This is a genomic window from Mucilaginibacter glaciei (genome assembly GCF_014773245.1).
Classification (GTDB): domain Bacteria; phylum Bacteroidota; class Bacteroidia; order Sphingobacteriales; family Sphingobacteriaceae; genus Mucilaginibacter; species Mucilaginibacter glaciei.
Window position 1 is genome coordinate 990431 of record NZ_JACWMX010000001.1, and the last position, 24971, is coordinate 1015401.

The window sequence follows — 24971 nt, forward strand, 5'->3', positions numbered from 1 at the left end:
AAAAAACTTTCCCAAAAAAAAGCGGCAGGTTTTAAGCCTGCCGCTTTTAAATAAGCTAAATCGATCTGGATTTAATTATTGCGCCTTGGCTGCCCACAGCGCACCATTTAAATGCAGCGCAGGGTGCGATGTAAAGCCCGACGGTGAATCGCCCGACCAGCCGTTAAACAGGTTATCGTTGGTATCGCCCGTGCCATCGTCAGACGGTGAGCTATCGCCCACAAAGAAGATGCGGCCCGAACCGTAGGTAGACAGCAAAGACATTACGCCCGCTGTACCGCCGTTGGTAACGCTATTACGCCAAAATAATCCCTGCACATTGGCATTGGTACCCGGTGTAAGCGTAGCCACAGATCCGTTATAAAATGCCAGTTTAGATGCCGTACCCGCAGCGCCGTTCAACACTTTGGCTGCATTGGCATTGCTGCCGGTATAAACGTTGGTAGACGGGCCTTCGCTGATATCTACATAGTTAATGGTAAAGCCGAAAGGGTTGTTATTGTTGATACCATTATTGGTCATCAGGTCATTCCATACCCGTGGCGAATCATATCCGTCGCCATCGCGGTCAGACGGGTTGTAGCCATTGGCATCAGTGCCCGCGGTAGTTGCCGCAGTATGGTCGGCAATCATCACCAGGCCACCACCGTTAGATACAAAGTTCATGATGGCAGTTTTCTCGGCCGCGGTAAACAGGCGGTTGGGTTCAACTACCACAAAAACGTCGTAGTTGCTCAGATCCTGCGCGTTTGATGAGTTGCCATAGGTTAATGCCGTTCCGCTTGGCAAACTCTCTACCAGCTCGCCTTTTTTAACCAGTTCAACCGCCCAGGCCGACATCGCACCTTTCCAGTAATCTTCGGTTGTTGAGGCAGTAATACCTGTGTATGATGGCGTTGGGAAACGCTGTGCCTTAGTTTCGACGGTAGTGCCGCCTGTATATGAGGGTACATTCTCTGTACCGTCGGCATCAATCTGCCAATCGGCACTGCCCGCGTTTTCTAAGTGGCTGGCATCAAACAAAAACTTTTTGCCGGTGATAACCGTGCCACCACCCGGAGGCGTTGTACCGCCGGCGTTATCGTTAATGGTGATATCATCGATATTGATCCGGTTGGTGCCACCAGATAATTTGCGTACTTCGATACGCACATTACCTGTTTGGGTAATCGTAAAGGTTTTTAAAGTTAGTGTGGTGGTTGTAGTAACCGCCGCGCCGGATTGCGTCCAGCTGCTGCCGCCATCTACCGAGTAAAATAAGCCCCAGGTACTTGCCGCATCGCCGCTGTAAGTGGCCGATTTTAAGGTAACGGTGCTTATGCCGGTGCTGACATCAAAAAGCATAGTGATCTTACCCGTATTACGTACACGTGCCGACCAGGAGCCCGCCCGGATATCAGCAGCCAAATTACCGATCAGCGCATCGTACAAATTCCATGATTTGCCTGAAAGGGTTACGTTGTCGCCACTTGACGAACCCGTTGGCGATACATCATAAGCCGTTTTAGGGCTGGTTGAGCCCACCTCGAACCCTTCGGTTAATGATACGGCTTGCGTAGCTACCGCCGATGACGCTACAGATGGATTAGCAATGGCCTGAGTTTCCGATTTTTGGCAACCTGTAACCATTAATCCGGCAGCCATGAAGGCTAATACCGGTAATTTAAATCTGGTAAAATAATTCATAAATGTGAGAATGTGTTTTGTTTTATATTTTAATTATACGTTCAAAGCTCACAAAAAAGTTACAGGGAGTTATACACATGTTGTTAACTAATTATTAAGCTTTTACATCGTACAAACCAGTTACAACTTCAGGTTTTAATATTTCAGGTTTGCTTTAAAAGAAAAAGAGGAACTTCCGTATCAGGCAGTTCCTCTTTTAATAACATGTGCAGACTTGAAAAAAAAGCCCGTGGAGGGGGTAAGCGCACTCCACGGACTAATCACCACTCAATCACCCTCACGAACTCCTAAGACGCTACGCCCTCTTTCCGCCGCAGGCGAAGAGAGGGCCGCGCACGAAGTGCCGCGGGGTGAGTAATCTGCGTGCGACAACTCACCCCGACTACGCTACGCTGGTCGACCCTCTCTGCTGCGCAAAGAGGGTAAGAAATATTGATACTTCCTCGGTTTGAAGCAAGAGGGTACCCGGCGAAGCAACGACCGGGTGACAGATTAGCCCGCAGAGAAACCCAACCTGTCGTCAATTACCAGGAGCGGGCAACGGCTGTGCGTTCATTCTCTCCTCACTCAATACTCACCACGCTTAACTCACCCTCACGAATTCACAAAAACAAAGTTATTATCAAACATATCCAGCTTTATCTTGCTGTCCCTATCCACCTTACCGGCCAGAATTTGTTTAGATAACTCGTTTAAAATTTTCTTTTGTATCACACGTTTCAACGGCCTTGCGCCAAACTGCGGGTCGTAACCTAACTGGGCCAGCCAATCCAAAGCCTCGTCAGATGCTTCGATGGTTACGCCCATTTCGGCCAGTGTATTTTGCACTTGTTTAAACTGCAGCTTCACGATATCGGTGATCTCGTCGCGGCTCAATGGCGTAAACATGATGATCTCGTCTATTCGGTTTAAAAACTCCGGGCGGATGGTAGCCCTTAATACATTGAACAGGTCGTTTTTGGTTTTAGCGATCACTTCCTCGCGGTTGTTATCCTGCAAACCCTGAAAGTTTTCCTGGATAATGTTGGAGCCGATGTTTGATGTCATGATAATGATGGTGTTTTTAAAGTTCACCACACGCCCCTTGTTATCGGTTAAGTGCCCGTCATCCAAAACCTGCAACAAAATATTGAACACATCCGGGTGCGCCTTCTCAATCTCGTCCAGCAATACCACGCTGTAAGGTTTGCGCCTCACAGCTTCTGTCAGTTGCCCGCCTTCATCATAACCCACGTAACCCGGGGGCGCACCTATCAGTCTTGAAACGGAATGGCGTTCCTGGTACTCGCTCATATCTATCCGCACCAGCGAATTCTCGTCGTTAAACAGGTATTCGGCCAAAGCTTTGGCCAGCTCTGTTTTACCAACACCCGTAGTACCTAAAAATATGAACGAACCGATAGGCTTGCGCTTATCCTGTAAACCGGCGCGGCTGCGGCGTATGGCATCGCTGATAGCCTCAATCGCTTCCTCCTGCCCTGCTACGCGTTTATGCAATTCGTCTTCCAGGCTCAGCAATTTCTCGCGTTCGCTCTGGATCATTTTACTCACCGGGATGCCTGTCCAGCGGCTTACTACACCTGCAATATCGTCGGCAGTAACTTCCTCTTTCAGCATTCGGCTATCCTGCTGGTTTTCTAATAATGCAGCCTTCAATTTATCAACTTCGGCCTGTGTTTCTACAATGGTACCATAGCGCAATTCCGCTACTTTGCCATAATCGCCTGCACGTTCGGCCTGTTCGGCTTCCAGCTTGTAATTTTCTATCTGCTCCACCTTCTGGTTAATACCATCAACCAGGTCCTTCTCGCCTTTCCAACGAGCCCGTAGTGAATCACGCTCGGCAGACAGGTTGGCTATCTCTTTGCTCAGTTCGTCTACCTTCGCATCGTTCTTTTCGCGTTTAATGGCTTCGCGCTCTATCTCCATCTGCATGATGCTGCGTTCCAGCACATCTACAGCTTCGGGTACCGAGTCCATTTCTAAACGGAGTTTAGATGCGGCCTCGTCCATCAAATCAATCGCCTTATCCGGCAAAAACCTATCTGAAATATAGCGTTGCGACATTTCAACAGATGCGATAATGGCCTCATCTTTAATGCGCACCTTATGGTGGGCCTCGTAACGTTCCTTTAACCCGCGCAGGATCGAGATCGCATCCGCAGTATCCGGCTCATCTACCAACACCTTTTGGAAACGGCGCTCAAGGGCCTTATCCTTTTCTACATATTTTTGATACTCGTTTAAGGTAGTAGCACCAATGGCCCTTAATTCACCACGGGCAAGGGCCGGTTTCAGGATGTTTGCGGCATCCATTGCCCCTTCGCCACCTCCGGCACCCACCAGGGTGTGGATCTCATCGATAAACAAGATGATCTCGCCATCGCTCTGGATAACCTCTTTGATAACAGCCTTTAAGCGTTCTTCAAACTCGCCTTTGTATTTGGCACCAGCTATTAATGCGCCCATATCCAGCGAATACACGGTTTTGGTTTTCAGGCTTTCGGGCACATCCCCCTTAATGATCCGGAAGGCAATCCCCTCGGCAATGGCGGTTTTACCAACGCCGGGCTCACCCACCAGTATCGGGTTGTTTTTGGTACGGCGCGACAAGATCTGAATCACCCTGCGGATCTCCTCGTCGCGACCTATCACCGGGTCGAGTTTACCGCTTTCGGCATACTCGTTTAGGTTACGGGCATATTTGTTAAGGGCGTTATAAGTAGCCTCAGCATTTTGGTCGGTTACCTTGTTATCGCCACGTAGACTAACAATGGCCTTTTTCAGGTCCTTTTCGTTTACGCCGAAATCCTTTAATGCGGACGATGTTTTATCACTTACGGATAAGATGCCCAGCAGGATATGCTCGACAGATACAAACTCGTCTTTAAACTCTTTAAGATATGCGGTGGCCTTTTGCAAAGCTGAATTGACATTTGATGACAGGTAAACGTTGCTCCCGCTAACTTTCGGGAACGAGGCAATCTGTTCATCAAGCTGTGTGTTTAACCTGTTCAGGTTAACATTTAATTTTTTCAGCAGATAAGTGATAACATTCTCATCAACCAGTAATAAGCCTTTTAGCAGGTGTGCTGTTTCAATGGCTTGTTGCTGATTACCGGTTGCAATTTCGGTAGCCTTTTGCACGGCTTCCTGTGCTTTTATGGTAAAGTTGTTAAAATTCATAGTACTCCATTCTGCTCAAAACCATTGCCACATCTAATTTTATGAATAAATGGCACCTAAATATTTTTTTACACGTCATTTTGTCTACTCAGCGTTAGTAAACCTGCACAACTTTCAGGAATATATATTATTTTTGATACTGTTAGCAGATATTTAATATTTTTGCGTCCTTTTAAGTTTAAAGATTGGAAACTCACTTTTTTACCAAATTGCCTGATAAGTATAGTGTTGCCTTTCGCAACTATTACAATTATCAGAATCTGTTAAGCGTACGTACAGCAAGCTTCATCTTTTTGACGCTTAACCTGGTAATCAGGATCTGCTATTATGTTTTCCCGGAGAGTTTGACTAAAGCACAAAATTTCCCCGAGTTTAATTTTGTCAACTGGATCTTCATCATCGTTACCCCATTCTTTTATTTAGTCAGCCATTTGCTGGTACAGCAGTTACGCAAAACCAGGCGGGCAACGGCAGAGATGGCGCTTTTTACATTCGTTTTTGCATTGTACCTTATTGTAGGCGGGATGTACTCCAGCTTTATATCCACATCAGACCCCAGTAATGCACTTACATTATATTTAATCGCCTTGAGTATAGTAAGCTTCCTTTTTATATTTGAGTGGTACGAAACCGTAGTGTTGCTGGTAGGTATCGAGTTAATATTTACCATGCTGCTTTTTCACGCGCAATCTGGCCCGACAGAAATGACGCACAATCAGCTTATCTCGGCGATATTGTTATCCGGTTTCTATTTAACATCACGTTACTTTTTCTCTTACAAAGCCAGTTATTACGGGCAGATAGTAGAGATCCGCCAGAAGAATGGAGAAATTGAAAAGGCGAACACGTTCAAAAACCAGGTTTTAGGCACCGTAGCGCACGATTTGCGTAACCCAATTGCCGCTGTAGAATCATTGGCAATGATGATGGAAATGGAAGATATTGACGAGGATACGCAAGAGAACCTGAATATGATGCGCGAATCGTGCGTGAAAGCCCGTACTATTATAGACGACCTGCTGGATGCTGCCCGTAACGAAAATTCGGGTGCGGGCATGGAAACTAAAAAGACCGAACTCAACCAATTTTTACAAGGTTTGGTAGATGCCTGGAAAATTCAGCTGAACGGCCGGAGCCATGTGGTATTGATAAGCAATGTAAAGTCGGTATCGGCGATGATCAACCACGAGAAATTCCCGCGGGTGATCGATAACCTGATCAGCAATGCCCTAAAATTCTCTAAAGAGGAGGATAAGATAGAGGTTCATTTGAATATTGTTAAAAACAGGATTGTGATAGAAATTAAAGATCACGGACTGGGAATCCCGCAGCACCTGATCCCAAAGTTATTCGAGCGTTTCTCGGGCGCGGGCCGTACGGGCCTCAAAGGCGAGCAATCTACCGGAATAGGCCTGAGTATCGTGAAGGACATCGTTGTCGCCCACGAGGGTACCATAAAAGTAAGCAGCGAAGAAGGCAAAGGCAGTACATTTACGGTAGAATTACCAAAGGCAGAGTAAAGAATTTTAGAGATTTTTAGAGGTGCCGGAAAATCGACCACATCTCCATATTAATGACATTACTGACAAGATCCTGTCAGAAAACAACAAACTCAAAACACGTGAACATTTGATTATCAGGTAATTGCAAATGTTCACGGTGTTCATGCGGTGAACGTGAACACGTTTTCGTGCTTGGAAGAATAGCCGAAAGCACCACTATCTAAAAAACTTCTCGTTAAAATTCACCAGGTAAAGTTCGTTGGTGGCGCGGGTGCAGGCGGTGTAAAACCAGCGTAAAAAGTCGGTATTGACCATTTCTTCGGTCAGATACCCCTGATCGACAAACACGGCCCCCCATTGCCCGCCCTGTGCTTTGTGGCAGGTAATGGCGTAGGCAAATTTAACCTGCAAGGCGTTGTAGTAAGGGTTCAGTTTTAATTCGTTATGCTTGGCGCGCTTGTTAGGGATGTGGTCGTAATCTTTCATGGCTTCCAGGTAAAAGCGTTTCTGGTCTTCGGGTTTTAAGGCGGGTGCTTCGGAGTACAGGGTGTCTATCAGGATCTTGCAATCCAGTACCGGGTCTTCGGCGTAATCGATAAACTCCAATTGTACATCGGCAAACCTAAAGCCGTACATATCCTCAATACGGCGCACCTTGCGGATACGGCAGATATCGCCATTGGCAATAAAACCCGTGCTGCCCTCCTCCTGATCCTGCAGCCAGAAATAATTGTTACGCACGATCATCAGCTGGTCGCCGCCGGTTAATTCCTCCTCCCGCATCAAAATACGCCCGCGAATTTGCCGGTTATATAAATTGGCATTCTTGTTACTGCGGCAAATGATCAGGGTATCATCATGCCCGTATTTGCTGTAGGCATAATTAAGGCCCTCCTCCAACAGATCGCTACTCATGCGGTAAACATCTTTGTAACCTTTGGTAGTTATCTGCGGCATCACCTCTTCGCCCTGCCGGATGATCTCGCGAACGTTAGTCACGTTGAACAATATACCCGAGTCTTTTTGCTGTCGCAAAACATCCGTTAATTCATACGCATGGATATCCAGCCCAAACCTGTCCTTCATTAATTTCAGATCGAGTGCGGGGCTGTCATCGGCACCTACAGGTGGTAACTGGGCGGTATCGCCCACCAGCATCAGTTTACAGTTTTTCGTATTATAAACGTATTTTACAAGATCGTTTAGTAAGCTGCCGTGAAAATTGCTAACCTCATCAGATACCATCGACGCCTCGTCGATAATAAACAGCGTGTTGACACTCATATTATCGGTCATGGCAAAACCCTCGTCCATATTCAACGCCGATTTTTTACGGTAAATACGCTTATGAATAGTAAAAGCCTTTTTACCCGAGTAGTTGGTAATTACCTTAGCAGCCCTGCCTGTTGGCGCCAATAAAACAGATTTGAAATTATAATTTGCCAGCGCCTTAACCAAAGCAGCAACAATGGTGGTTTTACCGGTACCTGCATAGCCTTTCAAAATAAAACATTCGTCGCCTTCATCGCTCAGCAAAAACTTGTGCAGTTTTCCAAAAAGCTCCTCTTGCTGGGGCGTAGGCTCGTGGGGGAATGATTGGCGAATATGATCAAATGATGGCACTTACAAAAATGCTGATAAGTATGTTAATTAAGTAATTCAAAAAATATTACTTTTGTTAAACTGCATGAGCGAGCAAAAAAACCATTTTACCCACGAGAGTTTAAGCCTTAACCAAGCGCACAGCTATAGTTTGTTATTACAGATCAATGCTGAATCATTTAACTATGCTATTGCCTCCGGCAAACAGCTATTGGCATGGGCCGAAAATTATTCGTTAGATGAGCTGAAAGACCCTAAAATTTTGCGCGATACCCTGACCGCTAATTATAAGCAAGTTATTGTAGGCCTTGCCTCGACAGGTTTTACACTGCTGCCTAAAGGTTTGTTTGATAAAGACCATTTGGTTGATGTTGCCCGGATGCTTGACGTGCACGATAACGAGAAGGTACACTTCCAATCTGTCAATTCAGATAACGTGATCATTTACAAGGTTGACCAGGAGCTTACAGCCAACATGAATGATTTTGACGCGCCGGTAATCAACTATAAAGCTAAGGGCTGGATAAAGGCAATCGCAAATAACTTCCCGCTGGATAAGAACCTGTATGTGAATGTAGCTGATGAAACGGTTGAGTTTGTAAACTTTCATAATCAGAGCTTGCGCTTTTATAACCATTTTAATTTTAAAAACCACGAAGAACTGGCGTATTACTGTGCGTTTGTAGCCCAGGATTTAAAGTTAGACCCGCAGGAGGTGACCATCATCATTAGTGGTGAAATTTCATACGGCGACAGATGCTTTACGTTTTTAGCTGATTTCTTCAAAGAGGTTAAATTAAGCCTGATAGAACCTCTGGATTTGCCGCAACAGGTAAAAGCTCATCAAATCCTTACTATCGCTGCCCTGTCGTTATGCGCATCATCGGAGGAAGATTAAGGGGTTTGAGGCTTAACCCGCCCAAAAATTTACCTGTACGCCCTACTACCGACCTGGCCAAGGAAGCCCTTTTCAATATCCTGCTTAACCAAATTGAATTTGAAGGTATTACGGTGCTCGATCTTTTTAGCGGTACGGGCAACATAGCTATGGAGTTTGCATCGCGCGGGGCCGAAAAGGTTACCGGAATTGATCGCAGCATCCATTGCGTGCATTACCTGAAGGATGCATCGCGCCAGCATGGGCTTACCGAAATTGAAGTATTTAAGGCTGACGTTTTTAAGTACCTGGATGTGGAAACCGAGCAGTATGACCTTATATTTGCCGACCCGCCTTATGACCTGAGTAATATACCCCAAATAGCCAAGATCGTTTTCGATAAGAACTTGCTTAAACCAGATGGGATGTTGATCATAGAGCATCAATCCATGCAAAACTTAAGTAATCACCCTGCATTTGTAGAACAGCGCAAGTACGGGCATTCATCATTTTCATTTTTCAAAGCCTAACCTTTTACCTAAATGAACGATAAAATAAGGAATGTAGAAACCAGTGTATTATCAGATAACTGGTACACGTTAAGAAAGGTGACTTACGAGGCGCAGCAAAAAGATGGCAGTTGGGAAAAGCACTACCGCGAAGCTTATGACCGGGGCAATGGTGCTACCGTATTACTTTACAACCGCATTAAGCAAACAGTAATACTAACCCGCCAGTTTAGGATGCCTACTTATTTAAACGGCAATGCAGATGGTTACCTGATTGAAACCTGCGCAGGCCTGTTAGATAAAGATAATCCCGAAGATTGCATCCGCAAAGAAACCGAAGAAGAAACCGGGTATAAGATCTCATCTGTGCAAAAGGTATTTGAGGTTTATATGTCGCCCGGTTCAGTTACCGAAATCCTTTACTTTTTTGTGGCAGAATATGATCAGGAAATGAAGGTAAGCGAAGGCGGTGGTTTGGCGCACGAATCTGAAAACATCGAAGTATTGGAATTACCTTTTACAGATGCTGTGGCGATGATAAAATCGGGCGATATAAAAGACGCAAAAACGATTATGCTGCTGCAATACGCACAGTTAAATAATTTATTGGGTTAGTGCTTATTATACTTACTTTTGATAGCAACATGGCCTAACACATATGAAAATAGCACTTTTCCCCGGCTCATTCGATCCTGTTACCAAAGCACACGTTGATATCGTAAAACGTTCTGTAGCCTTGTTTGATAAGGTTTATATCGGTATTGGGGTTAACAGCACCAAACAAGGCTTGTTAACCGTGGGCAAGCGTGAAGATATGCTGCGGGCTGTTTTTGCACACGATGACCGTATTCACGTGGTAGCTTACGAAGGCTTAACCGTTAATTTCTGTAAAAGCATTGGGGCCGATTACATGATCCGTGGCATCCGTACCGTGTCTGATTTTGAGTATGAAAAAGCCATCGCCCAGATGAACCATGCCCTGGAGCCCGAAATTGAAAGCATCTTTATTGTAAGTAAGCCGGGCTATTCGTCCATTAGCTCGAGCATCGTGCGCGAGATCATCCGTTATAACGGAGATGTCGCACAATTTATCCCAAAGGAGGCGCTACCGTTTTTATAATATCTCAGCGTGAAGGTAAGCCCGTTAAAATATAAATTTATTATCCCGCAGCCAAATCTTCGCGTTTTTCAATCAGTTCTGCAATTTCCAATACATCTACAATAGATGGGAAGGTATTTTGCATAATAAGATCTATTTGCTCCTTACCTAACCAGCGGGCATCGGTAATCCCCTCTTCAACCTGCGGCACCAGTTTTGTCTTACCTTTGTGTGTCATGGCAAACCAATGGGTTTTCTTTAAAACGGTTTTACCTTTCCAGTGGTACATATGGTAAGTTTTACAGATCTTATCGCCTAATTGAGCCACTTTTATGCCGCACTCCTCTTCCACCTCACGCACTGCGGCAACTTTGGTTTTTTCGCCCTCTTCAATCTTACCTTTTGGCAAGTCCCATTTATCGTTACGGTAAATAAAAAGGTAATTACCGGCTTCGTTCTTCACCAAACCGCCTGCGGCCTCAACCAATTTAGCAGTTTTGGTGATCTGTTTCAAAAACGCTTTAGGATCATCGCTCAATACATAAAAAAGTTTCCCCGGCTGATTATCCACCCAGGGAAATATTATTTTCAGATCAAAATACTCACTGTCAATCTTTTGATAGTCTTTAATTTGCGCCGGTGCTTTGCCCGTTAGCAAAATCACTTTTTCGTTAATATAAATTCTGTAGTTTTGAGCCATGGTTACCAATAGTGAAACGGAACAGCAAGTAGCTGAATTTCTGCTGCAAATTAAAGCAATTAAATTACAACCTAATAATCCTTTTACCTGGGCTTCTGGCTGGAAATCGCCTATTTACTGCGATAACCGGGTGACCTTATCACACCCAACTATCCGTACTTATATCCGCCAGCAATTAACCTCGGCCATACAAGAAATGTTTGGTTCTGTAGGCTGCATCGCAGGTGTGGCTACGGCGGGTATCCCGCAGGGTGCGTTGGTAGCACAAGAATTGGGACTGCCCTTTATTTATGTACGCGCAAAACCTAAAGAACATGGCACAGGTAACTTAATTGAAGGGGAGATCTCCCCTGGAAAGCGGGTAGTAGTTATTGAAGATTTGATCTCTACCGGTAAAAGTAGCCTGCAAGCTGTTGAAGCTTTGCGCGACGCAGGATATACTGTTGCCGGCCTGGCTGCCATTTTTAGTTACGGATTTGATGTGGCCGCAGAAAATTTTAAAAATGCAAAGTGCCCCTATTTCACTTTATCTAATTATAACGCATTAATTAAATACGCCGAGGCGCATCAATATATATCCACTGCTGATGTAGAGATGCTTAAACAATGGCGAGATCAGCCATCAACCTGGGGGAAATAAAATGAGTGTTTTTGAGAGTATCGTTACCGTAAATAAATCTGTTAACGAGGTATACGCTTTTTTAGCCGACATGAACAATCACAGGCAATTAATGCCTGATAATATTACTGACTGGGTTTCAACCGCTGATATAGCCAGCTTTAACATTGAAAATGTAACTAAGCTTACGTTACAAATAAGCCATCGAATTACAGGCCGCGAAATCATTATTACTCCCGCCGAAAAGCCGCCCTTCGATATGGAATTAAAGTGGGAATTAACCCCATTAGAAGATAAATCCCAAGCTAAGTTTACCATCACAGCCGATCTTAACATGCTGATGAAAATGCTTGCATCGGGCCCGCTGCAGAAACTGGCTCACGAGGAAACACAAAACTTAGCTGAGCTTTTTAAATAAAATACAGCTATCAGGTACCGATCAATAGTCTTTGTTGACCTTTACATCGTAAACCATAATCACTGCATTTAAAACAAAAAGGCATAAAACAACAAAAATTATCATGACTCCGGGAATTAGTAGTTAAAATTTAATAATTGGTTATTTGACAGAACTTAGGCAAATTCTGTTCCAGTGCGATAATTACTTATATTATACGGTTGATACGGCATTTTGTTGCATACAAGTTAAACGTTTGAGGAATATTTTACTGCAACCAATCACCAAAGTGTAGATTAATATCCCTGATCAATTTCCCACCTTTATTTAAAAATCCTTACCACAGTTAGTTAAATTAACTATTTACCGTATTTTTGCACAAATTTAAGTGCAGCATGATTACGGTATCTAATTTATCCCTACGTTACGGAAAACGGACTTTATTTGAAGATGTTAACCTCAAGTTTGGCCAGGGCAACTGCTACGGCATTATTGGGGCTAACGGCGCAGGCAAGTCAACCTTCCTAAAAATATTATCGGGCGAGATAGACCCAACCAGTGGATCGGTAAGTTTTACTCCCGGCGAGCGTATGGCTGTATTAAGCCAAAACCATTATGCTTTTGACGATTTCACCGTTTTAGAAACCGTGATGATGGGCTACAAAGAGATGTATGCCGTAATGAAGGAAAAAGATGCCATTTACATGAAGGAGGATTTTACAGATGCAGATGGCGAACGCGCCGGCGAACTGGAAAACCTTTTTGCCGAAATGGATGGCTGGAATGCCGAAAGCAATGCCGCTACCCTATTGAGCAACTTGGGCATTAAAGAAGAATTTCATTATAACCTGGTAAAAGATCTGGACAATACGCAAAAAGTACGCGTGCTTTTGGCGCAGGCGTTGTTTGGCAAACCGGATATCCTTTTACTGGATGAGCCTACGAATGATCTGGACATCCACACCGTTACATGGCTGGAAGATTTCCTGGCGTCATACGAGGCTATTGTGTTGGTGGTATCGCACGACAGGCACTTTTTAGATACGGTTTGTACCCACGTAGTAGATATCGACTTTGCTAAAATGAGCATCTACACCGGTAATTATACCTTCTGGTACGAATCGAGCCAGCTGGCTTTGAAACAACGCAGCGATCAGAATAAAAAGACCGAAGAGCGTGTAAAGGAACTTCAGGAATTTATCCGCAGGTTTAGTGCCAACGCATCTAAATCAAAACAAGCAACCAGCCGTAAGAAAGCGCTCGATAAGATCAACCTGGACGAGATACAGCCATCAAACCGTAAATACCCGGGAATTATATTTAATAACCAGGGCCGCGAAATTGGCGACCAGGTTTTACAGGTGGAGAAGCTGAGCAAAAGCCTTAACGGCGAATTATTATTCGGCAATATCAGCTTTATGCTGAATAAGGGCGATAAAGTTGCGGTGCTTTCTCAAAACAGTTTAGCAACATCGGCACTGTATGATATTTTAACCGGGCGTGATACCGATCATAAAGGCACATTCAAATGGGGTGTTACGGTAAACGCTGCCGATATCCCTATCGATAACTCAGAATACTTTAAAGGCAAAAATGATAACCTGATAGACTGGTTGCGCGAATATTCAACCGGCGATAAGGATGACCAGTTTATCCGCGGCTTTTTAGGCCGTATGTTATTCAGCGGCGAAGAGGTCCTGAAGAAAAGCAATGTACTGAGTGGTGGAGAAAAGATGCGCTGCATGTTTAGCCGGATGATGCTGCAATCGGCCAACCTGCTGATGCTGGACGAGCCAACCAATCACCTTGACTTGGAATCGATAACTGCGCTGAACAACGGCATGAAGGATTTTAGAGGAAACATCATCTTCACTTCACGAGATCATGAACTGGTAGAGACAGTGGCTAATCGCATTATTGAAATCACCCCCGGTGGCGTGATAGATAAGCTGATGACGTATGATGAATACGTTAACAGCGACGTAGTCCAGAAACAACGCGAAGAAATGTACGCTGCGGCGTAACTATTTAAACAATTAGTGCATCTTAGTAATATGAAACATTATTACTTGGTTGCATTAATTTTGTTGACCGGCTTTTTTGCCAATGCCCAAAGTTTTGAAGGCATAGTTAAAGATGCCGGCACCGGGCATTCCCTGCCCTATGTAAACGTTGGTATTACCGGCAAAAATATCGGAACCGTTACCGATAGTGCGGGCCGTTACAAGATTAGCCTTATTGGCCATGAGGCCGATATCATCAAGATATCCATGATAGGTTATCTCGCTCAAACTTATCAAATTGCAGATTTTATAGCCGGTAACAAAAAAATCATTTTATTGCAGCCTTCAGTTACCCAACTGAAAGAGGTTAAGGTAACCAACCGTAAATGGAAAGAAGGCGTGCTGGGAAATACATCGCAATCTGACAATACTAACGCCGGTTTTTCCGACAATATCCTTGGCCATGAAATTGGCACGGTAATTAAAATCAAAAAGTCGCCTACTTTTCTAAAAAAATTTAATGTACATATCAGCCGGGCGCCGTCCTATCCGGTAAAATTGCGTCTTAATTTCTACTCCTTAAAAAAGGGCATGCCTGATCAGTTACTGCAAAATCAAAATATTTATGTAGAAGCACAAGCCGGTCAAAAGGATATCCAGGTTAATTTAGAACCTTACAGTATTTACGTAGATGATAACTTCTTTGCTGCGCTGGAATGGATTGAAAATAGCAAAGGCCGGGGGTTAATGTTTTCCGCCTATTTAAGCCTGCTGGGTAGCGGGGCAGTAATTTCGCGCCAAACCAGCCAGGCTGACTGGGAAAAAGTGGGTATTGCAGGCGTTGCCTTTAATGTTTTAGCCGAGTATTAGCCATTTTATACACATTAAAGTTTTTGCGGTGTCATAATCTTCTTTAATGGCCTGTGCTTTTAGCTGTAAAACGTAATTTGCAGCCAAACAGCACACCTATGGAAATTGGAATTGACAGTTTTGCCGCAGCATACAAAGGTACCGGCCCCAATATTACAGATGCAGAGGCCATGGCACAGCTACTGGAGCGTATTGAGCAAGCCGACAAAGTAGGCCTTGATATTTTTGGCATAGGCGAACACCACCGCAAAGAATTTTTAGACTCCGCTCCGTCCGTTATTTTGGCTGCAGCTGCCGCTCGTACCAAAAACATCCGCTTAACCAGCGCAGTCACCGTATTGAGTGCAGCCGACCCGGTAAGAGTGTTTCAAAATGCCGCTACCTTAGATCTGATATCTAACGGCCGTGCCGAAATGGTTGTGGGCCGAGGTTCGTTTACAGAATCTTTCCCGCTGTTTGGTTTTAATTTGCAGGATTACGACCAGCTTTTTTCAGAAAAGCTGGACCTACTTTTAAAAATTGTCGCTAACGAGAAGGTAACTTGGACGGGCAAATTCAGGCCTTCGCTAACAGGGCAGGGCATTTACCCGCGCCCCATTCAGCAAAAGCTACCGGTTTGGTTGGGCGTTGGTGGCACGCCCGAGTCGTTTGTACGTGCAGGTGTCTTAGGCCTGCCTTTAATGGTGGCCATTATTGGTGGCGAAACACACCGTTTCCGCCCCCTTGTTGATCTTTATCGCGAAGCTGGTAAAAGGGCCGGTCACGCGCCCGAAGTGCTTAAGGTAGGGCTGCACTCGTTAGGCTATGTCGCCGAAACTACAGAGCAGGCTGTTGAGGAGTTTTACAAGGGTTATGCTGAAACGTTTACTAAAATTGGTCGCGAACGTGGTTGGCCGCCTGTTACACGAGCTGCATTTGATGCAGTTGCAGGGCCAAAAGGTGCAATCATAATAGGCAGCCCCGAAGAGGTGGCCAATAAAATAGCACGCCATAGCGAGGCATTAGGCGGTATATCAAGGGTGACCTTTCAAATGGATAACGCTAACCTGCCTCACGAAAAGATCATGAACGCGATTAGGCTGCTGGGGCAAAAAGTAAAACCATTATTAAGATAACATCATTTAAGCGTTATTTCTGACGAGTTTCTATACAATACGCCAAACAATTACGTTATTTACCTACTTCTATAGCTGTTAACCGTATTTTAAACAAACAGCTTGTTTAACTAAACCCCACAGGTAATGGATATCATCCACAATAAAGATATCGGAACAAAACAAAAAGCATTGGCCATTAATCTCGATCCGGCCATTTATGGCTCGTTTGCTGAGATTGGCGCCGGGCAGGATGTCGCAGCTAATTTTTTCAAAGCAGGTGCATCGTCGGGCACTATCGCCAAAACCATGTCTGCTTATGACATGATCTTTTCCGATGCTATTTACGGCACCCAACAGGTTAAACGTTATGTAAGTGAGCAGCGGCTTGCAGCCATGCTGGATAAAGAATATGAGTTACTGATAGAGCGCCTTGCTGAACAAAGGGGGGCTTCGTCAACCTTTTTTGCATTTTCGGGCACGTTTTCTACCCTTAACTATCATAAAACCAATGAAGGACACGGCTGGATGGGCGTCCGATTCCAATTAACACCCAATGGGCCATCGCACAACGTGATCTTACACGTTAAACTGCTTGACAATGACAACAACTTGCAGCAGCAGGCAGTGGGTATATTGGGTGTTAATCTAATTTATGCGTGTTTTAATTACCATGCCAAGCCTAATGTATTTTTACTATCGCTGATGGATGATCTTTCAAAAGACCGGATCCAGATTGATATGATCCACTTTGACGGGCCGGAATTTAGCAAGGTGGATAACCGGCTGATGAGCCTATACCTGGTTAAGTATGGCTTCAGTGATGCCGCTGTATTTGGGCCGAGTGGTAAGAACCTGCAACCATCAGAAGTGCTGTATAAAAAGCATATTGTGGTAATACGCGGCCGTTACCGGCCGGTTATTAACGTGCATTTGGATATGCTGAACAATGGCGTTAAACAGTTTTTGCAAGAGCCGGATATTGATACAAAAAATGTAGTAGTATTGACAGAGTTAACCTTGCAATCGCTAAAAGAACGGGACGCCGATGAATCTGCCGAGATAGATGAAAAGGATTTTTTAGATCGGGTGGATATCCTTAGTTCTTTGGGGCAAATGGTAATGATCTCCAATTTTCACGAATATTATAAGCTGGTAGCATACCTGTCAAAGATCACCAAACTAAAAATGGGCGTTGTGTTGGGCTATCCCAACCTGGAGTATATTTTCACTGAAGAACATTACAAAAATCTCGAAGGCGGTATCTTAGAATCATTCGCTACGCTTTTCAGCCGCAAAGTGAAGTTATTCATATACCCTACCCTGCGCGATGGCGTAATTTATAATTGCGAAAAGTTTACCCTGCCACCGCATTTAATTGATCTTTACGAATACCTGTTAGCCAACAATAAAATTGAAGACATCACTAATTATCAGGAAACCAATTTAAATGTTCAAACAGACCGTGTTTTACAGTTGATAAAAGAAGGCACAACCGGCTGGGAAGAATATGTCCCCGTAGAGGTTGCTACCATCATCAAAAACAGATCGCTATTCGGATATGCCGGCGGAAATAGACCCGTTACACAATAAGATAACCACTAATTCGCCAAAAAAAAAGCCTTTCAGCATAACTGAAAGGCTTTTTTGTGACCCGGGAGGGGTTCGAACCCTCGACCCAATGATTAAGAGTCATTTGCTCTACCAGCTGAGCTACCGAGTCATCTATTTTATCGGAGCGCAAAGAAACAAAAATTATTTGAATGCTAAAAGGTATTTTCAGTCAATTAATGTAATGTTAAGCATATGCCTGAGCTATATACTTCCAAATTAACTTAAGGTTGTGGTTGCGGTACTACATACGCAAACTCTGCCGAATAATTATTATTGGCTTTATCCTGCTTCAAATTTATGAAACCCAAATCTTTATCTAAATAACGGGCATTTACAACAAAAGAACCGGTTTTAGAAGTTGCTTTTATTTTTATAGTGTCGCCGGCAGCCGGAGTAAAATCGTAGTCGAAATTTGCTTTCTGAACACCGGTGATTACGCTGTATGGAGAATTTGCAGAATTAGCCTTTAATTGTGTTATAACTATGTTATACGGCTCGCTTTGGTATTGGGCTTTAACACGAAATATCTTACGGGCAACGTCATAAGATTCAACTGTTGGTGAGTAAGATTTAATACAGGCCGTACTTAAGGTGGCCAAAAATAAAAAGGTAATCGGTAATTTTAATTTCATGATTACAATTACTGCAACTATCAATCCAATATATGTTTTCTAATTGCCATTTTATAAATTGTAAGCTGCTGTAGCTGTTTAGATAATAAATTCGGATGAAAGATAAACCGCTACTCCAAACGGTTTTAACTATTGAAACACGCTTGCATCCTCCTGAAAATTTTATACAATGTTAATCACACCTATGAGTAAAACCGTACTCAAATCGCGCCGTTTTGTTCGTTATATTTGCCCTTGCATGTGCGCTTACTTTATTTCGTCAATTTTTAGCACCACGCTGGTACGGTTAGAATTCACGTCAGGGTTAAAGCCTATTTTCATCAAAAAATCGCCTGTAAAGGTTTTACTTCCGTCTATCCGGCTTTTTGCATCCGGGTAAAGGTTGATCTCTTTAACTGTATATTTCTTGCCCGCATCTAACCCTTTTAAAAGTATGGGCAGTCTGCTTTTTTCATCGTAACGATTATTTACCAGATAGTTAAACATAACGCCTGATGATTTGGCCTCGTCCAAATAAAGAACAGAAGCTATGCTCCCTTCGCGCGGATTGGCTAACCTGTATTGGTCGCCTTGCCAGATAATTGGTTTGATGCTGTTGTACGTTTTGATAGCATCCTGGCAAAATTGCAGGTCCCGGGAGTTTAATTTGCTCACTACGATGTCAAAGCCTAACTTGCCCATCATCGCTACGTCTGTACGGTATTTGATTGGCTGCCTGCCCCAATCGGTCACGTGGTTAGAACTGGTAATGGCCGGATAAAAGTAAGAGTATTCCCACTGCATGAAGATCCGTTCCAGCGGGTCGGTGTTATCGCTTGGCCAAAACTCTGTAAAGTACTGTAAGGCAGCATAATCTACCCTACCTCCGCCACCCGAGCATAGCATCATAGGTACTGTTGGATATTTAGCGCGGATACGCTCCAATACTTTATACAATCCCTGCACATACTCCACATAAAAATGCGACTGATCTTTACCCAAATGTGCAGAGTAAGCATTGTAGATCACCGCATTACAATCCCATTTAATGTAGGCTAATGACGGGTTCTTGGTAAAAAGGTTATCTAAAATGCTGTACACAAAATCTTGTACCTTAGGGTTAGCCAGATCCAGCACCAGTTGGTTGCGATAGTAATATTCTTCTCGCTTAGGCTGCTTAATTACCCAATCCGGGTGTTTCTCATAAAGCTCACTTTTAGGGCTAACCATCTCTGGCTCAACCCAGATACCAAATTTAACTTCATTATTTTGTGCTTCCTTTACTAATGATGCAATGCCATTTGGCAGTTTCTGTTTGTTCTCCTCCCAATCGCCCAAGCCGGTATGGTCGCTGTTTCGGGGGTATTTATTGGCAAACCAGCCATCATCCAGCAAGAAAAGGTCTACACCTAACTTTTTGGTGTCTTTCAGCAATTCGGCCAGTTTAGTCTCATTAAAATCAAAATAAGTTGATTCCCAGTTATTTAATAGCGTTAACCGCGAGCCCTTGCCGTCCAATATCTTATAATTACGTGCCCAGCTTTGCAGTTTACGGCTGGCATCACCCTTGCCATGATCACTGAATGTGTACCAGAAAGCAGGGGTCGTGAGAGCCAATCCCGGTTTTAAGGCGTATGGCGATGCATAATTATTAATTCCCGATATGATCCTCAGGTTATCCTGCGGGTCAAGCTCCAGGTCGGTGCGGAAGTTGCCGCTCCACTCCAGCCCTCCGTATAAAACACTGCCTTCATCCTCCGTTGCAGGTTTATCTAACGACACCATAAAAACCGACGGTTGGAAAAGGTTTGCCCTTGTACCTAACTTAGTATCAAGGGTTTTAATACCGTGAGTAATTTTGCTTTCTTCGGGCTGCATCTCTTTTGCCCAGTCGCCGTGATATTGGGTAAGGTAAAAACTCTTTGCCTGGATATGCAAATTGGCCGATGCAAACTTTTGCAGGGTTACCGTCCCTTTTTCGTGGTTGCTGATAACACTCCACTGCTCCACCACATCGTTCTTATAATAGGCTTTATAATAAAGGGTTACCTCAAAATTGTAAACCGGATCTTTCATTAAAACTGTCAATAGAGACACATCGTCGCTGATCTTTTTCAGATCATGACTAACATATTTCAGGTCGAGGGAATTGTTGCCATCCGCATGGGTAACCGAGATAGCCGGCTCTACCAAATTGCGCGATCCCGAAGAAGTGTACGCCGAATTAAGCTGATTGGTATAATCTTCCGGTTGTTTATATTGCGACTGTATCTGAATGTATTCCTGTTGGTTATTTAATTTTTTACCGAAGTAAACAATACCCAGATCCTTGTTTTTGGCCACCTGTAAAACCATTGCGTTGTTAGCGGTCTCTACCGGGATAATGGTTTGCGCATTCAAATTAAACGATGCCAGCAACAGGCTTACAACACCCGTGAGGGCCGGTTTACAGTTAGATAAAGTAAAGGTCATCTTTTAAGGTTTTATTGGTTAAGCACGATTTTGTGCCGGGCTTATCGATAACCAAATATGGATAAAAAGGAACAGTTTTTTCATTTAAAACTTCTAAAAATCTCTAATTCCTATAACTTTTCACAGATTATATTCGATAATTTGCGACGATTTAGTACACTTAGTTTTGACTATCGAAAACGGCCATCCTCACCACCATACTTTCGTTTTAAAAGGCATCCCTTTTGAAACCATTACCGAGGTTACCATTGCCAGATATGCCGCCGTCGGAGTGTATTTTGATGCAGCAAGTTACCAGCATATTACCCCCCGGTTTTTAGAGATTGACCAGGGAACTTTTGGTCATGAGTATGGCAACATGAATTTTCCGGACGTTACCATAGTACAGCATTCCGGGCAACTGCTTTGCTCCTGTACTTGCAATGCCTCGGCAGAAAAGCTTTGTGAACACGAGGCCTTTGTGTTGGCCGCCCTGATTAAACGGGATGAGCTGGCCATATTCTTTAACGCTACTGCCCGCCGACAAAAGTTAAAAAAGGTAGCCGCCGATTATGGTTTAGAAAACGAAGCCGACCTCGATGCCTTTTTCAACATCCGGTATGAGGACAAAAAACTCAGTATTACCCCTGCTTTAGAATCGCTTATCCCTGTTACTAAAGAGAGTTTGTTTGACATGAACCAGCAGGTAGCCCCCGCACCTTTGTTTACGCCTGCGCAAACTGCTAATGATGCCAGGCAGATCACCTGCGTGGTGCTGCGCCAGCATAAATACTACAAATACCTGTTCATTGACCTGTACACCGCGCAAACCGCTAAAGACGGCAAGATCAAAAATCCTTTGACAGCCGTTAACCCGTTGGACATGATCTGGGCAACCGACGACCACCAGCAGCTGAAGTTTTACACCGGCATCAATAAATTTCAAAACCACCTTAACTCCAAACGGACGGATGCTGATTTGACCGCCCTGCGTGCTATTGTCAAAAACCCACTTGGCTATCGTTTTTATTACCACAACAGCGAGGTTTCAGAAAACATCACTGCTAGCTCCATTGTTCCTGTAAAGGTTGCGCCGTTTCCATCGGCTTTTGCGCTTACGGTAAATACCAAAGGCGATTTTTACGAAGTGGGCGGCAGCGTCAAGATCGGCAATGTTAAACAACCTTTAAAAGACCTGTCCGTCCGTTTCAGCTACTTCCTGTTTTGGACAGATACCCTTTACCTGGCAGATAGCCTGCAAACATTGGGCTTAATAGATATTTTAAGCAAGCGGCCCGATAACCTGCTCATCCACCAATCTAAATTCAAAGAGTTTAAGGCGGGGTTACTAAATAAGCTGGAAGACAAGATTTCCGTTAACTACAAGCACATCAAACCCGCCACTCCTGTACAATTGGAGCAACAGGGCTTTACACTGGAAACCGAGAAGATCATCTACCTGTCTGATTTTGGCAGCCATGTCATGATTGTTCCGGTGATGCAGTATGGCGAGTCCGAGATCTCTATCCGTACGCAAAGGCAAATCTACGCGGTTGACAATAAGGGCAAAGAGTTTTTTGTGACCCGCGATGACGATGCCGAGGAAGCCTTTAAAGCTATGCTGGTGAAGCAGCACCCCAACTTTCTGGAACAGCTTGACGATGACCTGCACTACTTTTACCTGCACAAAAAACATTTTTTAGACGAGGCCTGGTTCCTGAACGTGTTTGAAGAATGGCAGCGCAACGGCATCACCATATTAGGCTTTAACGAACTGGAAGGCAACAAGCTTAACCCCAATAAGGTAAAGATCACCATCAGGGTTTTGAGCGGCATAAACTGGTTCAATTCACATATCAACGTGCGCTTTGGACGCACTAAGGCATCTTTTAAGCAAATCTATAAATCAGTACGGAATAAAAGCAAGTATGTACAGCTGGACGATGGCACTATGGGTATTTTACCTGCCGACTGGATAAAGAAGTTTACCGGCTATTTTAACTCGGGCGAGGTGGTGGATGATATGCTGCGCACGCCAAAAACCAACTACCAAACTATCCGGGAGCTGTACGATGATGAGGTGCTGGATGAAGAAGTACGGCAGGAAATTGCTAACTACCGCGATAAGTTTGCCGCCTTTGAATCGATAAAAGACGCACCCATACCTGCCGGGTTGAAGGCTACCTTGCGCCCCTACCAGCAGCAGGGCTTAAACTGGCTCAACTTTCTGGATGATTTTAACTTTGGCGGCTGCCTGGCCGATGATATGGGCCTGGGTAAAACCATGCAGATCATCGCGTTCATCCTGTCGCAACGGGATAAGGTGCAGCACAACACCAACTTGTTGGTAGTGCCTACCTCGCTGATATTTAACTGGCAGCAGGAGGTGCAAAAATTCGCGCCATCCATCCGCATCCACACCATTTACGGTGCCGACCGGATCAAAAGCACCGATGGGTTCGATCAATACGAGCTCATCCTAACCTCGTACGGTACGCTGCTGGCCGATGTTAATTTTATCAAGAAATACTTGTTCAATTACATTTTCCTGGACGAATCACAGAATATTAAAAACCCTGATTCGCAAAGGTACAAATCGGTACGGCTGCTAAAATCGCGCAACAAGATCGTGATCACCGGCACACCTATCGAGAACAACACCTTTGATCTGTACGGCCAGCTTTCTTTTGCCTGCCCCGGTTTGTTGGGCACGCGCCAATACTTCAGGGATATTTATTCGGTGCCGATAGATAAGTTTAAAAGCAACAAACGCGCTGCCGAATTGCACCAGAAGATCAAACCCTTTATCCTGCGCCGTACCAAGCAGCAGGTAGCTGCCGAACTGCCCGACAAAACCGAAATGGTGCTGTATTGCGATATGCAGGAACAGCAGCGCGGCATTTACAACGCGTATGAAAAGGAGTTCCGCGAGTATATCTCAGCTACTACAGACGACCAGCTGAAGAAGTCGCCTATGAATGTGCTGAAGGGTTTGACCAAACTAAGGCAGATCTGCAACTCGCCCGAGTTACTGCCCGGCGAAAAACAGCCCGGTACCGAATCGGCCAAGATTGACATGCTGATCGATCAGATCCAGAGCAAATCGCCGGAGCATAAGATCCTGGTATTTTCGCAATTCGTATCGATGCTGGAACTGATCAAAAAAGAACTGATCGCCAAACAGATCGGTTACACCATGCTTACCGGCAGCACCCGCAACCGCGAAGCCATAGTGAACGAGTTTCAAAACAATGCTGCCGCAAGGGTATTCCTCATCAGCCTTAAGGCGGGCGGTACAGGACTAAACCTCACCGAGGCCGACTACGTGTACATCGTTGACCCCTGGTGGAACCCGGCAGTAGAGAACCAGGCTATCGACCGCTCGCACCGCATTGGCCAGTATAAAAATGTGGTAGCCGTACGCCTGATATGCCCCGATACGGTGGAAGAAAAGATCATGCTGATGCAGGATAGCAAAAAAGAACTGGTGAGCAACCTCATCAAAACCGATGCATCATTTTTACAAGCTTTATCAAAGCAGGAGTTGCTGGCGATGTTGCGGTAGTTTTTTAAAATACGGTTTACAAAGGTTTACATAATTCGCGAAATAAACATATTAAATTATTAATAATCAAATATTTATAAAAAAGGTGGGTTTACACTTGCTGGTGCATGTGTGAGCGTGTTTCATAGTCAAAAGTTAATCAGCACTTACTTGGCGTCTAAAGCACACGCGGCACGCGTGAGCCGGCGGAGACTTTACTTCCCAACAAATTGTCATTTCGAACGATAGTGAGAAATCCTCTTGGTCAAGCTTGCGAACTTTGCTTAACCGAGAGGATCTCTCCTCGCTATCGCTCGTTCGAGATGACAGTTGTTTTAAAACCTGTAGAGCGGAGTCAAAAAGTCGCTTTGTAAGAAGTAAACGCTTTACGGGGCAGGATGTGTTGAGGTAATTGTTCCAACAAATTATCTTTTCGAACGAGAGTGAGAAATCCTCTTGGTCAAGCTTGCGAACTTTGCTTAACCGACAGGATCTCTCCTCGCTATCGCTCGTTCGAGATGACAGTTGTTTTAAAACCTGTAGAGCGGAGTCAAAAAGTCGCTTTGTAAGAAGTAAACGCTTTACGGGGCAGGATGTGTTGAGGTAA

At 44.4% G+C, this 24971-nt stretch carries 18 protein-coding genes and 1 tRNA gene; 12 read left to right on the plus strand and 7 right to left on the minus strand.

Translation table 11 applies throughout. From position 1 onward, the window contains the following. Window positions 1-75: 75 nt before the first annotated feature. Window positions 76-1686, minus strand: a complete 1611-nt coding sequence (locus IDJ76_RS04495; RefSeq protein ID WP_224746179.1) for a hypothetical protein — start codon at window positions 1684-1686, stop codon at window positions 76-78. A 594-nt stretch (window positions 1687-2280) separates the two neighbouring features. Beyond that, on the minus strand, window positions 2281-4872 hold the full coding sequence (gene clpB, locus IDJ76_RS04500; protein WP_191161127.1) for an ATP-dependent chaperone ClpB: 2592 nt from the start codon (window positions 4870-4872) through the stop codon (window positions 2281-2283). Window positions 4873-5057: 185 nt separating this feature from the next. Between clpB and IDJ76_RS04505 the strand changes: the two genes are divergently transcribed. Next, the gene (locus IDJ76_RS04505) at window positions 5058-6392 is read left to right on the plus strand and encodes a sensor histidine kinase (protein WP_191161129.1); all 1335 of its coding nucleotides are present in this window, start codon (window positions 5058-5060) and stop codon (window positions 6390-6392) included. 198 nt (window positions 6393-6590) lie between these two features. Here the strand turns inward: IDJ76_RS04505 and IDJ76_RS04510 are convergent, their stop codons facing one another. Next, complete coding sequence (locus IDJ76_RS04510) at window positions 6591-7997, minus strand: ATP-dependent DNA helicase (protein ID WP_191161131.1); 1407 nt, start codon at window positions 7995-7997, stop codon at window positions 6591-6593. Window positions 7998-8061: 64 nt separating this feature from the next. Here IDJ76_RS04510 and IDJ76_RS04515 point away from each other — a divergent pair, with 64 nt between their 5' ends. Genes IDJ76_RS04515 through coaD form a run of 4 tightly spaced genes read left to right on the plus strand, consistent with a single transcriptional unit; the run spans window position 8062 to window position 10482 of the window. Further along, entirely contained in the window at window positions 8062-8874 is an 813-nt protein-coding gene (locus tag IDJ76_RS04515; protein WP_191161133.1) for a DUF3822 family protein, read from the plus strand. After that, window positions 8850-9383 (plus strand): 16S rRNA (guanine(966)-N(2))-methyltransferase RsmD, encoded by a 534-nt coding sequence (gene rsmD, locus IDJ76_RS04520; protein ID WP_191161136.1) that lies wholly within the window; start codon window positions 8850-8852, stop codon window positions 9381-9383. Before IDJ76_RS04515 ends, rsmD begins: the two co-directional genes overlap by 25 nt. 12 nt (window positions 9384-9395) lie before the next feature. Then, window positions 9396-9977 (plus strand): GDP-mannose pyrophosphatase NudK, encoded by a 582-nt coding sequence (gene nudK / locus IDJ76_RS04525; protein WP_191161138.1) that lies wholly within the window; start codon window positions 9396-9398, stop codon window positions 9975-9977. Between the two features lie 43 nt (window positions 9978-10020). Further along, window positions 10021-10482, plus strand: coding sequence for a pantetheine-phosphate adenylyltransferase (gene coaD / locus IDJ76_RS04530; protein ID WP_191161140.1), 462 nt, complete (start codon window positions 10021-10023; stop codon window positions 10480-10482). 40 nt (window positions 10483-10522) lie between these two features. Here coaD and IDJ76_RS04535 read toward each other — a convergent pair whose 3' ends face one another. Then, window positions 10523-11161 (minus strand): NUDIX hydrolase, encoded by a 639-nt coding sequence (locus IDJ76_RS04535; protein WP_191161142.1) that lies wholly within the window; start codon window positions 11159-11161, stop codon window positions 10523-10525. Between IDJ76_RS04535 and pyrE the strand changes: the two genes are divergently transcribed. From pyrE to IDJ76_RS04565, 6 genes are all read left to right on the plus strand, one after another. Beyond that, window positions 11160-11801 carry an orotate phosphoribosyltransferase gene (gene pyrE, locus IDJ76_RS04540; protein ID WP_191161144.1) on the plus strand — a complete coding sequence of 214 codons (642 nt, stop codon included), beginning with the start codon at window positions 11160-11162 and terminating at the stop codon, window positions 11799-11801. The two genes, IDJ76_RS04535 and pyrE, sit on opposite strands and share 2 nt — an antisense overlap. A 1-nt stretch (window position 11802) precedes the next feature. Then, complete coding sequence (locus IDJ76_RS04545) at window positions 11803-12198, plus strand: SRPBCC family protein (protein WP_191161146.1); 396 nt, start codon at window positions 11803-11805, stop codon at window positions 12196-12198. A gap of 374 nt (window positions 12199-12572) precedes the next feature. Beyond that, a complete protein-coding gene (locus IDJ76_RS04550) occupies window positions 12573-14201 on the plus strand; it encodes an ABC-F family ATP-binding cassette domain-containing protein (RefSeq protein WP_191161148.1) in 1629 nt (542 codons plus the stop codon). A gap of 30 nt (window positions 14202-14231) precedes the next feature. Next, window positions 14232-15050, plus strand: a complete 819-nt coding sequence (locus IDJ76_RS04555) for a carboxypeptidase-like regulatory domain-containing protein (RefSeq protein ID WP_191161149.1) — start codon at window positions 14232-14234, stop codon at window positions 15048-15050. Between the two features lie 98 nt (window positions 15051-15148). Continuing rightward, entirely contained in the window at window positions 15149-16165 is a 1017-nt protein-coding gene (locus IDJ76_RS04560; protein WP_191161151.1) for an LLM class flavin-dependent oxidoreductase, read from the plus strand. 126 nt (window positions 16166-16291) lie between these two features. Beyond that, window positions 16292-17737: a TonB-dependent receptor gene (locus tag IDJ76_RS04565; RefSeq protein ID WP_191161153.1), complete on the plus strand. Its 1446-nt coding sequence runs from the start codon at window positions 16292-16294 to the stop codon at window positions 17735-17737. A 57-nt stretch (window positions 17738-17794) separates the two neighbouring features. Here the strand turns inward: IDJ76_RS04565 and IDJ76_RS04570 are convergent. From IDJ76_RS04570 to IDJ76_RS04580, 3 genes are all read right to left on the minus strand, one after another. After that, window positions 17795-17867, minus strand: a tRNA-Lys gene (locus IDJ76_RS04570). A 112-nt stretch (window positions 17868-17979) separates the two neighbouring features. Continuing rightward, window positions 17980-18390, minus strand: a complete 411-nt coding sequence (locus IDJ76_RS04575) for a hypothetical protein (RefSeq protein WP_191161156.1) — start codon at window positions 18388-18390, stop codon at window positions 17980-17982. 246 nt (window positions 18391-18636) lie between these two features. Further along, window positions 18637-20841 (minus strand): alpha-galactosidase, encoded by a 2205-nt coding sequence (locus IDJ76_RS04580; protein ID WP_191161158.1) that lies wholly within the window; start codon window positions 20839-20841, stop codon window positions 18637-18639. Window positions 20842-21007: 166 nt separating this feature from the next. On the opposite strand from IDJ76_RS04580, the gene IDJ76_RS04585 reads away from it, so the two are divergent. Then, the gene (locus IDJ76_RS04585) at window positions 21008-24385 is read left to right on the plus strand and encodes a DEAD/DEAH box helicase (protein ID WP_224746180.1); all 3378 of its coding nucleotides are present in this window, start codon (window positions 21008-21010) and stop codon (window positions 24383-24385) included. The last annotated feature ends 586 nt before the right edge of the window (window positions 24386-24971 follow it).